The following is a 13,901-nucleotide window of genomic DNA, read 5'->3' on the forward strand; positions in this document are numbered from 1 at the left end:
GTTCCCATGCCGAACACAGTAGTTAAGCTCTTCAGCGCCCATGGTAGTTGGGGCTTTGCCCCTGCGAGAGTAGGACGCCGCTAGGCAACAAAAAACCTTCTAGGGTTCATTCCTTGAAGGTTTTTTATCTGTTTACTAGGCAGTAATTTCACATAAAATTAAAAAAAACAGCCATAATTTGCTGTTTTCCGACTCAATTATATTTATATTATTTTCCGGTAGTATATATTTTAACTAGTAGCATCGGTATTAACGATTTACATCGGGGTAGATTTACTATTCATACCACCGTTCATTAGATGGATCTCTATTATCAGAAAGGATATTATTAGAAATACTTCTATCAAATAGTAGGATTCCTCTACGTTTTGCTACCTTTTTAATAAGTTCTAATTCATCGTGCATACGTTCAGTTAGTATACCACGTTCGATATTATTCCGAATCTCATTATAAAAGTCAATAAGTAAGTTACTAGGTAGTTTTTCGTAGAATGGCATATGTAATCTCCTTTGCTAATTGATCTCGCTTTACATTATTTACCCCTTAAAAGTAAAGGTTAAACCTATTTATTTTAATATTTTTATATTATTTATCGATTAATGCACATTCAGACTATGATAATAAATAAATCAGAATATTAGATTTTGAATATTTGCGTACTACAAATAACTTTTTAAAAATTATCTTGCTACATTACACATGTAAAATACTGTGTGATAAAATAGATGTATTATTTAATAAGAATAAACGAATGGTAGTGTTGATAAATTTATAAACTTATCTCATTCCCTTCCGTTACTTTAGGAGGCTGCTACATGAAAGCTCATGAAATAATGATCAGTCAGGTCCATAAGGTAAAAGAAAATGCAACAGTTCGTTCGGTGATTGAAAAATTTATAGAATATCGTATAAGTGGTCTTCCAATCGTAAATGATCGAAACGAAATTGTTGGCTACATCAGTGATGGTGACATCATGCGATACATTGGAAAGCATAAAGATGTTGTGGTTAGTTCTTTCTTTTTTGTAAGTATAATTAAAGGTGATGAAGAGGAATTTGAACAACGACTCAAAAGTATTCTTGATTTGAATGTCTTAAATATAGCTAAGAAAAAGGTAGTTAAAGTGGACTGGCAAGAACAAATTGAGAATATTGCAGCTATTCTAGGTGAGAAGCAAATCAAAAAGTTACCGGTTGATCGTGACGGAGTGCTAGTGGGAATCATTAGTCGTGGTGATGTTATTCGTAATGCCTTTAATCGAATTCTTTAATAAAGCTGAATTCTAGCTATTTATGGAAATTCGATTTCATCATCAATAGAAATCCTCCTTTGCACCAGCATATTCAGAATCATTTGCTAGAGCAAAGAGCAAAGGTAGTAAAACAAAACACTTAAAAACCTTACTTGGCAATTCAAGTAAGGTTTTTTTAACTTAATCACTCTTTTTCTTTTCTCTACTTTTTCTCTCAGACAGAAAACTAATAGCTCCAATCGCTACTCCTAATAAAGCACCACCAGCAACTTCAATTGGCATGTGTCCAAGCATTTCTTTCAATTCTTTTTCTCGTTTCTTATGGTAGAAACCAGGATGATCATCTGCTATTTTCTCCAATTGTTCGTCCATATCATTGACTGCCATTGCTATTTGTCCAGTCTGCCATCTTATTCCCATTGCATCGTACATAACAATTAAACCAAAGATGGCACTAACACCAAAGTCTATAGAGGGAATTCCTTTTTTCAGAGCGACATAAGTCGTTAAAGAGGTCACAGCTGAGGAGTGAGAGCTTGGCATGTCTCCACTTCCAACCGTTTTCTTCCAATCCCATTCTCCTGATTCTAAATAATGAAAAGGTACTTTTAAAAATTGTGCAGTACCAATCCCAACTAAAGCTGTAGTGATTGCACGATTTAACATAGACTCACCTCTTCATTAAGATGAGGAACATGTCTCCTTTTTATTCGTAATAAGATACAAAAAAGTAAAGTTAGAATGTAGTCAGAAAAATAATTGAAGGCGGTATATCATACCTCCGAGATTGACTAAAAAGTTGTCTTCATTTAAATCTTTATAAACATGAATTGTCCATGCTTCGAATAGCATGTATATAAATAGTTGATAATTTATCCTTAAATAATTCGGAATCTATATAGGGGGATTATATGTGATTGAATCAATTCTACAGATTTTTGTGAGTGATGCTAGAGCACAATCGATTTTAGCTAATCAAAGTATAGAAATAATTTTTATGATTTTATTTGCTACATTCATTGTCACTTTTTTCACACATTTTATTTTGTATAATAAGTTAAAAAAAATTCGTAACTACTTGTTAGATACTAACCGAATGGATATTGATCCGTTAAGAGGATTTAAGGAACAGTTTGACAAGAGGAAAGCAGAGGAGTCTGTAAAAGTAGAAACGTTTGTCCAAGATAAATTCTCAAGCTGGCGTGTTTTCAATGTTCCAGTAGTAAGTCTTATAAAAATGATTCAGGGAACTGTTTCTGTTTTTATTTTAATTGGTGTATTAGGAACATTTATAGGTCTTACGATGTCTCTTGGAAGTATTAGTACTAATGGAGATCAATTAGTTCAAGATGTTGCTAGTGTCCTGTCAGGTATCGATGTCGCATTCTACACTAGTATTGTTGGGATGGGTTTCTCTCTAATTACAACGGTAATAATAAAAGCCTTTAACTCAGAATATTTGCTTACCGATATTATGTTAAAAGTAGAATCAATTTTGGAAGAGCAGGAAGAAAATGGACTTAGTCGATTAATTAATGTTTCGGAGACCATTAATCAATCCATTATCCAATTGAAGGATACTAATCAAGAATCTCTTCAAACGATGGTCCATGCCTTCCAAGGTTTTCAGGACTATACCACAGGTCTCCAGCAATCTGCAGAGGATCTTGCTAAGTTTAATGAGGGTTTATCTAGTAATTTAGAGGATTTTAATGTGCTTTTTAACAGTATGAAAGAGGTTACGTCTAGATTTGATGAAGCTACTTCTATGTTAAATAAAAATTTCAACGAACTATTCCATTATTTTAAACGAATGGATGGAAGACAGGAACGAATGGCAACTACGTTTGAAGCAACACATGAGAGCATAAAGAATATCTCTAATATGCAAAAAGATACACTTCAACACTTTGAAGAATCTGTTGAGGATTGGAAAGATTTTTCCTCTTCATTATTAGAGAGTCAGCGTTCCGTACAGGACTCCATAAAAGGGGTTGTGAATAAAAGTAATGATTTAGTTAAAACAATGGGTGAACACAATAGAGAATTCAAACAAATTTTTGGTAATGATCTAAGCATGAAATTAACAGGGATTAGTACTTACCTAGGTGAACTATCAAAAGACTTTGATAGGCTAGGTAGTTCAATTGTGCATTTGCCTCAAGCACTAGAGACTATCAATCATACTCAGTCAGAATACAAACATTTGTTGTCAGATCGTTTTGATGAGCTAAAGCAATTCAATATTGAATTTAATAATCATCTAAAAGCACACTCTTCTGATTCGATAGCTTTTGAAAAACACCTGATGGAGGCAAGTAATACGTATGAGCAAGTTGGAAGAAAGAACAATCAGCTCATAAGTGAAATTAATTCAACCATCTCTCAATTAACAAATGGACTAAGCCAAAGAGAGAACCAACTTGAACATAATCTAGGAATGGTGAAAGACACATTATCGCAGTATGTTAATAATTTAGAAGGTACCCTTGGAGATAAGTTGGACAAAGTAGCACGTAATATTGGTGATTATGTAGAGGTAACGAACCAAGGAATTAAAAAAGAGTTTAAAGAACTACGTATGGTTACTGAAGAGATTCAACAAAGTAGCAGTCGTTATACACAGCAGACTTTTAGTGAACTAAATCAGGAAATTCAAAAATTAAATCAAAATATAAATACTTTTAATCAAGATTCGGTAAGAAACAATGGAGTAAGGTTGAGTTCAAATGATTAATAAATATCAACGTCTATTCAGAAATGAGCAGGATGAAAGTCACTTTTGGCCATCTTTTACGGACTTATTAACTTCAATCTTACTCTGTTTTGTTTTAATCTTTATTTGTATGATGGTTATAAAGTCTCTTCAGATTAAAGAAATGGAGAAAACACTAGATCAGATAATGGGCGTTCGAGCTAACTTAGTAAAGGATTTAAATAAGGAATTTCAAGATTCTCCATTAGGTATTGAAGTAGATGAAAAGACAGGTGCAATCCTATTTAATACAGAAATCTTATTTGAATATGATAAGGCCATCTTGAAGGAAAATTCCTATCAATTTCTTGATGAGTTTGTACCTAAGTATTTAGATGTTTTGTTAGCTAGTGGATATGAAGAATATATATCTGAGATTATTATTGAAGGTCACACCGATCGCGATGGTACCTATTTATATAATCTAAAACTTTCTCAAGATAGAGCATATAGTGTTTCAGAGTATATATTAGGGGACAAATTTCCATATAAAAATATTCAAAAGCATTTAGAAGATAAACTAACTGTAAATGGGAAGTCTTATACAGATAGTAGAACGGATGTAAATGGAAATTATAGTGCAGATGAATCTCGTCGAGTAGAGTTTAAGTTTCGTTTAAAAGATGAGGAAATCTTAAATAAAACACGAGAGCTACTAAAAGGTAATTAACGTAGGTGGGTAAGTATCACAGGTGTGGTACTTACCTTTATATTTCTTAAAGTTGAATTTTCAAGTGAACTTTTGCAAAATATAACTTAAGATAGAACTTAAAAGGAGCTGGATTTCTATGGAATTGACAGTTAAATGGGATCAGAAGATGGCCTTTTCGGGTCAAACACCATCCGGACATGAATTAAAGATGGATGCTTCTCCTGAGGTTGGGGGAGAAAATACTGGAGCAAGACCGACAGAACTTCTACTAAATGCTGTAGCAGGATGTACGGGTATTGATATTATTTCGATTTTAACTAAAATGCGATTACAACCAGAAAGTTTTCAAATGGACGTTAAGGGGAGTCGAGCTGATGATCACCCTAAACGATTTACTACCATCTCCATTCATTATGCTTTAGAAGGTGATCTTCCTGAAGATAAAGTCGTTAGGGCTATTCAACTTTCAAAAGATAAGTATTGCTCTGTGTCCCATTCCCTGAACGCAGAAATATCTGCTAGTTATTCATTAAATGGTGTTAAAGGTAAACAAGATATTTAAATGTTAATTGTAGCCTCTTACTAATTATTAGGAAAGAGGCTTTACTTATTATTTTAATATCATATGGTTATGGGACATATCGCAGAGAAGGAAGGTTGTTTCTCTAACTTATAATGATATATAATAGGATAGAATTAAAAATTTTAGTATCTACCTTTGTTTAGGTACATTAAAGTAATGTTGGAGGGAAAGATGGAATTATTCACGATATTTAAAAATTGTATCCTCCTACCGAGAAAAGAAGCATTATTTCGCTTAAATAGAGTCAGTATGCGGAATACACTTACTTACATGTTTGTGTTGATCTTTATTTTATTTATTCCAAGTATAATTACATCTATCAGTGAGGCGAATCAGTTAACGGAAAGCGATATGAAAAGCTTATATGTTATTCAAGTAATTATATTGTATCCCTTTACCATTCTGTTTATGATTATGGCTTTTACGTCAATTCTAGCAGTATCAACTGTCTTAATTAAAAACTTGCTCGGAAGAAAATTAAAGTACCAACAATTATGGAAAATGACCGCATTTGCTTTGACGCAACCGTTATTAATTTATGCTCTGTTTCAGGTATTCGGATTTAGTCATCCCATGGTAAATTTTATCTTATTTATAATGATCTATTTCCTTATTTATAAGATGATATTAACCTATCCGAAAGCTGTGAAAAAGTAGTTAAATTTAATTAAACAAAAGATGGGTTGTTTACATATAGGTATAAGATGTGGGATTCGGAAAAATAACTATTTAATTTTAAACCTCAAAAAAGTACACAAGATATCTTTCTGTGTACTTTTTTCTATTAACATCCAGTTAGTTTCAAGTCGTGTAATGCGCAGTGTTATTCATCTAAATAAACCTTTAAAACAAAATCATAATCAGATACAGTTGCCAAAAAAATCTTACTTAAATCTTGATAGCCTTCTTCTTCTAATTGTCCTTTAAGCCATTCTTCATCTTTGTGTATCGATTTTAAGTATTTTGGTTGGATTGCACCGTCAATAATGACAGCTATAGGAAGACCAATCCCTTCTGAATGGGAGTGTAGACGTTCTTGTTCTATATGTTCCTTCTTTGGAAGCACACTGATATCCCCGTTTGGTTCGAGAAGCGCATAACCAACATCATTGATCTCACGGTAACCTGCGACTCGAATAGCAGACATTAATTCAACTAGTGAAAAGCTTGTCCTTTTTAAGTTATCTATTATTATTTTCCCATTTCTAATTAAAAACACTGGTTCACCAGTGATAAACCGGCTAAATCTATTCCAAAGGCTTAATTTTGCTACAAAAAAGTATAGGGTAATTACAGTGATTACTCCAACTAATCCCTGGAGCATTCCGTCCACTTCTATTGATCCATATAGTAAATAGGCTAAGAAAAATATCGCCCCAAAATCGTGGGGAGTCAGTTGTGCTAATGCTGTTTTTCCTAAGAGGCGGATTGCCCCAACATATATAAAAAATAAAGTTATAACTTTACCAATAAATAGGAGCATATGAAACACCTCAATTTAAAATAGGTACATCAAACTAGTATCTCCAATTTAAAAAAAATAAACATACCTAGATTAAATAAATATAAAATCAGTTGTGAAACAATCGTTGTGAAACAAGATTTTTCGGGTGGTGACAGGCACCTTTAAAGGACGAATATTTGATTGTTGATTTAGGCAAGCTAAGGGTTGTGGAGGTGCTATTCATGGGTAAAAAGGTTAAAAACAGTAAGTTAAATGGTGAATTTAGTGATGAGCAAGCAGTAAGAGGGAAGCTTTCTCGAAAGTTTGATCATGAATTTGCCAATGAACCGTTAACTGCTAATGAAAAACATAACAACAAAAAAACGAAAAAGCGCCATTAAAAACAAATTAAAAATTCGAAAAAGGGAAAGGAGATTTCCCTTTTTCGAATTTACTTTATTAGTTGTTTACTTTTTCTGCTTGTATAATGTAATCACTTAATACTTTCGCTAGTACGTCAGAAGTATTTTTAAGTTCTTCTTTTGTATTATCGACACCTCCAAGTTCTATTAACATAGAATTTTCTGAGATATCTTGATTATAAACCCCATTTCCTTGACTCTTATCCTTTATGAAAATACCGCGACTTATTCCAGGATATTTTGACTCAAGCTCTTTATTTAGTTTTTTTGCAAAAGCGTGATTTGCCTCAAAATTCTTATTTTCTTTCCCGACAATAAAAAATAATTTAGCATACTTTTTTCCATCAATTGTGACCGTAGTAACGTCATGTCTTGCAGCATCACGATGAATATCAATAAAATATTGTAATCGTTTATTTGCTGCAACAGTCTCCTCAATCGTTTCGCGGGAAAATTGATAGGAATTATAATAGTTCCAGCCTCTTTCATGCAATTCTTTCGTAACATTTGTTGTATCATGAATTGTACTAACCCCTAAACTTTCAAGTTTTGAGGATAACAATTCCCCAGCATAAACAACATTTTCCTTATTATTTATACTTGATGCATCGCTAGGTTTTGTTCCAGATTCCATTAAAGGTAAAAAGGCTTCCCAGCTATGACTATGATAGATAAAAACATCCGCTTGTTTATTCTTTGTACTATTTTCTTTATTTCCATTTTCATTTTCATCCTCGTCAGTATTTGAAGGTTCCTTATCTAGGAGTTCCTTAAAATCTGGTGGAGGTGATTCGATAGGGGTGTTCTCTTGATTATTATTCACTCCAAACGTATTATCAGCATAAAAATCCAATGATGGTATCTCACCGTTAATAAGTAACGTAAAACGGTTGTTTGTATCAACATAATTAAACATACTCATAATTTTTTGAATACCACTCGATTCTTTAGGATTGTCCTGAAAGCTCTCCTTAAACAATGGTATTTCTTTTTCCATCAAAGAAACAATATAATTTGTCGTTGTTTCTGATGCAGTTAAATTGTTTATAATGGGAGAATAAAAATATTTAGATTGAAAAGCTGGTAACGACATAAATGACACGAATAATATTGTTATTATAGTAGAAAAGATAGGTACAAGTAGTAACTTTTTAAAATTATACATGAATAAAACGAACCTTTCTTTTTCATTTGGCACTTAATAAATACTATGTTGAATAACTAGTTAATAGAATAACTAGTTTTGTGAACTGGTGTGTCTGATAAATGTAGTACTGAATTAAGTTCTTTTAAGTAGAGTATGTATCATTACTGTCGGAGGTATGGAGAGATGGAGATATCTTTAATTAGGCACGGAAGATCAAAACATAAAACGGGGAAGGCAATTTTACTTTCTGAATTAGTCAACTGGAATGAAAACTATGATGAATCTGGCATCTTGATGGAAGATTCATATCCAAAGAAAACATTAGAAACCGTTAAGCATTCGAGACTTGTTTTGACGAGTGATTTAAAAAGGGCTAAAGAATCTGCTCGTATACTAATTCATAATCCAGAAAAGAGTATCATTTCTCTCTCATTGTTTAGAGAAGCCGAACTTCCTAAAATAACAACTAAACTATTTACTATCGCATTGAGTCCCAAGATTTGGGCCTTAGTTTTAAGGATATTGTGGATATTTGGCGTTTCTAATAAATGTGAATCATACAAAGAAGCTAAAAAAAGAGCAGATGAGGCTTGTGATGTCTTACAAAGGCACGCAAAAATCTATACATCTGTTACTCTTGTAGGGCATGGGTTCTTTAATAGTTTAATAGCTAGAAAGTTACGAAAAAAGGGTTGGTTAGGAAAAAAGCGACCAGATTCAAGACATTGGGGATGTAGTACTTATTGCTATTATGATAAATAGTAGAGATCACTACTATCTCATAAAACAGTGTTTATCAAAACGTAGGTTGGTGTAGCACCGTGTTATAAATAAAATAAGTCTGTACTAACATTATAACTTACACCTAATTTTTTAATGTAGTAAATAAAATTTAGTACACTAATTTATCGAACAGAAGAGGATGGTTTAAAAAATGAATAGTGGATCGTGGCGTTCGTTAGTATGGATCAGCTTAGCAGAATTATTAGCACTGAGCTTATGGTTCAGCGCTTCTGTTATCGCGCCTGAATTAAAAACCATTTGGGAGCTTAGTACGAGTCTGGAGTCATTGTTGTCAGCATCTGTTCCAATTGGCTTTGCTGTGGGGGCTTTAATTAGTTCATACTTTGGTATTGCAGATCGCTTTAATCCTAGAAAAGTATTTGCTATTTCTGCTACGATAGGGGCTATTGTTAATGGATTACTTATCCTTGCAGATATTGCAATATGGGGAATTATGTTAAGAATGTTAACTGGTATAACTCTAGCAGGTGTCTATCCTGTTGCTGTAAAAATCTTATCGCAGTGGTTTCCTAAAAAACGTGGGGTTGCAATTGGAATTCTTATCGCCTCTCTAACTTTGGGATCATCATTACCTCATATGATTTTATTGTTTTCAGTGGTGAATTGGAAGTTAGTTATATTAATTAGTTCCTTACTAGCCTTGGTGGCAGCATGTATAGTCCAATGGGTTCTAACAGATGCTCCTCAAGCAGTAAACAAGACATCTTTTTCTTTTAAACTAATTAAAAAGGTTATCGCTAATAAACCAGTTATGCTCGCAAACTATGGCTATTTTGGTCACATGTGGGAATTATACGCAATGTGGACATGGCTCCCAGTATTTTTGACAGCTAGTTATCAAGAGTCTACTTCAAATCTTAATTCATGGGTGATTCCATTATCCGCTTTTAGTGTGATTGGTCTTGCAGGTGCAATTGGGTGTGTTATTGGTGGTGTGATCTCCGATAAAATAGGTAGGTCACGACTAACTATCTTCTCTATGGTTGGAAGTAGTATTTGTTCGTTAGTAATTGGTTTAACTTATGGACAGAGTTTTTTTATTACCTTAATAATTGCAATAATTTGGGGTGTATTTATTATTGCAGATTCAGCTCAATTTTCAGCAGCAGTATCAGACTTTTCAGACGTTGAGTGGGTAGGAACCGCACTAACGTTTCAAATGTGCATTGGATTTCTTATCACGATTATATCGATTCAATTAATTCCTATACTTCAAACGTTAATTGGTTGGAAATGGGTATTTTCATTCTTAGCAATCGGTCCAGTTTTCGGCATTATATCCATGGTTAATTTTAAACGCTATGAGGAGAAAAAGGAATGAATTCTGAACTACATAATAGAAAAGCTTTAATTGATCTGTTAGGTTCGAATAATCGCCTCATTAAAACTATTTTAAAATATTAATATAATAAGAATAAATAGACCCATTATTAGAAATAGATGTAAATAAAAAAGGAGTTAGTGATGTGAATATTCCTGAGCTGTTGATTAGGATAACTATTGCTTTTGTTACTTTATTTATTCTTGCAAGGATTATGGGAAGAAAGGAAATTAGTCAGATAACATTTTTTAACTTCGTATCTGCAATTGCGATAGGCTCTGTGACTGCTAACCTAGTTATTAATCAAAACGTTAGTATTAGAAATGGATTCATTGCTCTCATTGGCTGGACAATATTTACGCTTTTTATGGATTTTGTTGATATAAAGTCGAAGAAATTAAGAAAAATAACGACAGGTGATCCAGTGGTGGTGATAAAGGAAGGGAATATAGTGGAGAACGCCTTACGTAAAAGTAGGTTAGATATTGATTCCCTTAACGCGATGCTAAGACAAAAGAGTGTTTTTCCATTGCTGAGGTAGACTTTGCTTTTTTTGAAACAAATGGTAAATTATCGGTAATGAAAAAAGAGAGGAAACAAACAGTAACGAAGAGTGATATGAATATTAATAATGAATCAATAAGGGCATTTCCTATTGCAACGCAAGTTATTAGCGATGGAATAGTTATTACGAACAATTTGAAGAAGTTGAAAATAGGTATGGAGTGGCTCGAACAACAATTAAAAATGGCAAAGGTTGATTCTATTGCAAATGTATTTTATGCAGAAGTGCAACAGGATGGGACGCTGTATATAGATAATAAAAAGGATATTCAATAAACTGCCCATAAAATTGATGTAAGCAGTTTTATTATGTAAAGGTGGTCATTATGAACGTTAGAATTCAAGTCGTATATAAAACACCAAAAGGATTAGAATCTGAATTTAATTCGGATGAGATGAAAGCGAATAAAGCTCTACTTCTAGCTGAAGATATGGAAAAAACAGGTCGAGTAAAGGAATTATTGTTTGTTGATAACTTAGAAAATAGTTGGAATAAGAAAGAGCTAAAAAAATATCTAGAGGGAATCCAAACAGAGCCACACAATGTTATTGTATTTTTTGATGGTGGATTTGATTTAGAAACTAAACATTCAGGGTTAGGCTGTGCCATTTATTATGAGCAGAATGGTAGATCATGGCGACTTAGAAAAAACGCTAAAGTTGATCAACTCGATACCAATAACGAAGCAGAATACGCAGCTCTGCAATTGGCTATTCAAGAATTAGAATTGCTAGGTGTGCACCATATGCAAGTTAGTTTTATTGGAGATTCCCAGGTGGTTGTGAACCAATTGGAGGGGGAGTGGCCAGTATACGAAGAGGAATTAAATAAATGGATTGATCGGATTGAATCGCATTTAGAAAAACTTGGGATAAAGGGACAGTTTGAACAAGTCTCCAGAAAACGAAATAGAGAAGCCGATCATTTAGCATCCCAAGCATTAAAAGGAATTGAGATTACAAGTGCGGTGGAAATGAAGTCAGAGGATGAATGAAGCACATTAGAACAAATAACCATATAAGTTATTTGTTCTAATGTGTATTTATTTAACTCATGAGACCTAGGTTAGGGCAGTTGTTTTTTTATAGGTTCAAACTCAAAAAGTTTACCTTCATAAATAAGTTCCATCCTGTCATTGTTTCTAAAATCATCCGGTGTTACCATTGCAGGAAGTTTATCCCATAATTTAATTCCAGATCTGCTTAAAATCTCTGCAACAAATTGCGAGCAGAAATAAGAATTACTAAATTCAATTGGCTCTTTTATTGATACGCCTAGTACTCCTAAATAATTATACAAATATTTATTACTTTTTTTTATAAAAACATCTAGGAGGCGTTTCATTTTATGTTTATCACGATCCGAAACGGTTAATTTATAAATAACACAAGTCGTTTCTTTAAAGCGGCTATATGTACCCGTTAAGATATCTTCTTTTACAAAACCACCGTATAATGGATTTTTAGGATGTTTTCTGCCAAAACTATACATCTCCTTTAATTCTGGATCAAAAGAAATCGAGGCATGGTTATAAGGTGCTTTCGTATATTTCTTAATAAGGTTAGTAAATAGTGATCCCGTATCGGAAAGCATAATAAAAACAGACTGATTTGCACTCATCGTAATTCCCTCATTGTAAATAATTTATTATTCTCTTTTCATTATATAGTATTTTTTGTAAAATTAATGCAGTTTCTAACAAAAGGGGGTATATTTTTGATCGAAACAATTTGGACTTTATTTATTATCTTTTTAGGCTTGTTATCTGTAACAATTGTGTTTTACATGATGAAAAAGCAAGAACCAAAGAAGGATTTCTCTGGAATTTGGTTTCGAGTTAAGACATGGTGGGGAATGTTCGTCGTCTTCTGCTTTGCGACGTTGTTTAACCCTATTGTATCTTTACTATCTTTAATGATTTTATGCTTTTTTTCTTTAAAAGAATATTTTTCGATGATGAAATCGAGAAAGTCTGATCGTCGATTATTTCTGTGGAGTTATTTGATGATTCCTGTTCAATTTTATTGGATTTATATTGGGTGGTATGGGATGTTTATTGTGTTTATACCAGTTTATGTCTTTTTATTCTTACCATTACCACGTATTATTGGCAAAGGGACATTAGGCTTCTTAAGGTCAGTAAGTATGACTCAGTGGGGATTAATGTTAATGGTGTTTGGTTTAAGTCATTTGGCCTATTATCAATTTGCAACCCCCGAATATGGAGCAAAACTAGTATTATTTTTAATTGTCCTAACACAAGTAAATGATGTCTTGCACTATTTAGTATCCTTGTATCTCGGGAGAAAAAAGGTGGTTCCATCTGCCAATCCAAATATTACGTGGGAAGGCTTTATTGGAGCGTTTCTGTTAACAACAGCAGTCTCCTATTTTCTATATCCATATCTAACCCCATTTGATTTAAAGTTCGGGATTCTATCTGGTGTAATCATAAGTGTAGCAGGTTTTGCTGGTAGTTTAACGATATCAGTCTTGAAGCGAGATCTGTTAATCGGAGATAGTGAGAAGTTTCAAAATTTGAAGGAAAGTTACCTAACTAGAGTTGATAGTTTAGCCTATACTTCGCCAATATTTTTTCACATTATTCGGTACTATTTTGATTTTATGTAAAATACATAAAGTAACAGCATACCTTAGCTTAGTATTACAATGGGAAAGGGAGCAAACTTAATAACGGTTTCTCCCTTCTTTATTTTTAGACAAGGAATGAAAAAGGACGAGTAATGGATAGGCAAAAGTTACTCCTAAGTATATTTATTTCAAATAAAGGGAGTAAGAGAATACGCTGAATGAATAGCTAGTATTTACAGTCAAATTCTTTGCATTTCAAGGGAATTTACAGTAATTTAGTAGTCATGTTCATGCATGGATGGTTGTAGAACAAGCAGTATTTGTTTTGATAATTGAAGATGGTAATTAAAAACAGTTTAGGT

General features: G+C 33.0%; 15 protein-coding genes, 1 rRNA gene and 1 pseudogene. 12 read left to right on the plus strand and 5 right to left on the minus strand.

Annotation, left to right across the window (positions count from 1 at the left end):
• A 5S ribosomal RNA gene (rrf, locus tag H7K77_RS21890) occupies positions 1-86 on the plus strand; the annotation flags it as partial.
• Positions 87-276: 190 nt separating this feature from the next.
• On the opposite strand, the gene H7K77_RS14950 is transcribed toward rrf, so the two are convergent.
• Positions 277-498 (minus strand): hypothetical protein, encoded by a 222-nt coding sequence (locus H7K77_RS14950; protein ID WP_186578768.1) that lies wholly within the window; start codon positions 496-498, stop codon positions 277-279.
• Positions 499-816: 318 nt separating this feature from the next.
• Between H7K77_RS14950 and H7K77_RS14955 the strand changes: the two genes are divergently transcribed.
• A complete protein-coding gene (locus H7K77_RS14955) occupies positions 817-1,272 on the plus strand; it encodes a CBS domain-containing protein (protein ID WP_186578770.1) in 456 nt (151 codons plus the stop codon).
• 162 nt (positions 1,273-1,434) lie between these two features.
• On the opposite strand, the gene H7K77_RS14960 is transcribed toward H7K77_RS14955, so the two are convergent.
• Entirely contained in the window at positions 1,435-1,920 is a 486-nt protein-coding gene (locus H7K77_RS14960) for a divergent PAP2 family protein (RefSeq protein ID WP_186578772.1), read from the minus strand.
• A 247-nt stretch (positions 1,921-2,167) separates the two neighbouring features.
• Here H7K77_RS14960 and H7K77_RS14965 point away from each other — a divergent pair, with 247 nt between their 5' ends.
• The 4 genes from H7K77_RS14965 (at position 2,168) to H7K77_RS14980 (ending at position 5,901) form a co-directional block, all read left to right on the plus strand.
• Positions 2,168-3,991, plus strand: a complete 1,824-nt coding sequence (locus H7K77_RS14965; RefSeq protein WP_186578774.1) for a MotA/TolQ/ExbB proton channel family protein — start codon at positions 2,168-2,170, stop codon at positions 3,989-3,991.
• A complete protein-coding gene (locus H7K77_RS14970; protein ID WP_186578776.1) occupies positions 3,984-4,679 on the plus strand; it encodes an OmpA family protein in 696 nt (231 codons plus the stop codon). The genes H7K77_RS14965 and H7K77_RS14970 overlap by 8 nt, the downstream gene beginning before the upstream one ends.
• 118 nt (positions 4,680-4,797) lie before the next feature.
• The gene (locus H7K77_RS14975) at positions 4,798-5,223 is read left to right on the plus strand and encodes an OsmC family protein (RefSeq protein ID WP_186578778.1); all 426 of its coding nucleotides are present in this window, start codon (positions 4,798-4,800) and stop codon (positions 5,221-5,223) included.
• Positions 5,224-5,415: 192 nt separating this feature from the next.
• Entirely contained in the window at positions 5,416-5,901 is a 486-nt protein-coding gene (locus H7K77_RS14980) for a DUF1189 family protein (RefSeq protein WP_186578779.1), read from the plus strand.
• Positions 5,902-6,067: 166 nt separating this feature from the next.
• On the opposite strand, the gene H7K77_RS14985 is transcribed toward H7K77_RS14980, so the two are convergent.
• Positions 6,068-6,727, minus strand: a complete 660-nt coding sequence (locus tag H7K77_RS14985; RefSeq protein WP_186578781.1) for a DUF421 domain-containing protein — start codon at positions 6,725-6,727, stop codon at positions 6,068-6,070.
• Between the two features lie 203 nt (positions 6,728-6,930).
• Here H7K77_RS14985 and sspO point away from each other — a divergent pair, with 203 nt between their 5' ends.
• The gene (gene sspO / locus H7K77_RS14990) at positions 6,931-7,089 is read left to right on the plus strand and encodes a small acid-soluble spore protein O (RefSeq protein WP_186578783.1); all 159 of its coding nucleotides are present in this window, start codon (positions 6,931-6,933) and stop codon (positions 7,087-7,089) included.
• A 58-nt stretch (positions 7,090-7,147) separates the two neighbouring features.
• Here sspO and spoIIP read toward each other — a convergent pair whose 3' ends face one another.
• A complete protein-coding gene (spoIIP, locus tag H7K77_RS14995; RefSeq protein ID WP_186578784.1) occupies positions 7,148-8,275 on the minus strand; it encodes a stage II sporulation protein P in 1,128 nt (375 codons plus the stop codon).
• 165 nt (positions 8,276-8,440) lie between these two features.
• On the opposite strand from spoIIP, the gene H7K77_RS15000 reads away from it, so the two are divergent.
• The 4 genes and pseudogenes from H7K77_RS15000 to H7K77_RS15015 all read left to right on the plus strand — a co-directional run bounded on the left by H7K77_RS15000 (position 8,441) and on the right by H7K77_RS15015 (position 11,941).
• Positions 8,441-9,019, plus strand: a complete 579-nt coding sequence (locus H7K77_RS15000; RefSeq protein WP_186578786.1) for a histidine phosphatase family protein — start codon at positions 8,441-8,443, stop codon at positions 9,017-9,019.
• Positions 9,020-9,191: 172 nt separating this feature from the next.
• Complete coding sequence (locus tag H7K77_RS15005; protein WP_186578788.1) at positions 9,192-10,382, plus strand: MFS transporter; 1,191 nt, start codon at positions 9,192-9,194, stop codon at positions 10,380-10,382.
• A gap of 214 nt (positions 10,383-10,596) precedes the next feature.
• Positions 10,597-11,222, plus strand: a pseudogene (locus tag H7K77_RS15010) (YetF domain-containing protein).
• 50 nt (positions 11,223-11,272) lie between these two features.
• On the plus strand, positions 11,273-11,941 hold the full coding sequence (locus H7K77_RS15015) for a reverse transcriptase-like protein (protein WP_186578790.1): 669 nt from the start codon (positions 11,273-11,275) through the stop codon (positions 11,939-11,941).
• A 71-nt stretch (positions 11,942-12,012) separates the two neighbouring features.
• Here H7K77_RS15015 and H7K77_RS15020 read toward each other — a convergent pair whose 3' ends face one another.
• Positions 12,013-12,567, minus strand: a complete 555-nt coding sequence (locus tag H7K77_RS15020; RefSeq protein WP_186578792.1) for a hypothetical protein — start codon at positions 12,565-12,567, stop codon at positions 12,013-12,015.
• A gap of 165 nt (positions 12,568-12,732) precedes the next feature.
• Between H7K77_RS15020 and H7K77_RS15025 the strand changes: the two genes are divergently transcribed.
• Complete coding sequence (locus H7K77_RS15025; RefSeq protein WP_407926440.1) at positions 12,733-13,578, plus strand: phosphatidate cytidylyltransferase; 846 nt, start codon at positions 12,733-12,735, stop codon at positions 13,576-13,578.
• Positions 13,579-13,901: the final 323 nt, after the last annotated feature.

This window comes from Aquibacillus kalidii, assembly GCF_014280935.1.
Lineage (GTDB): Bacteria > Bacillota > Bacilli > Bacillales > Amphibacillaceae > Aquibacillus_D > Aquibacillus_D kalidii.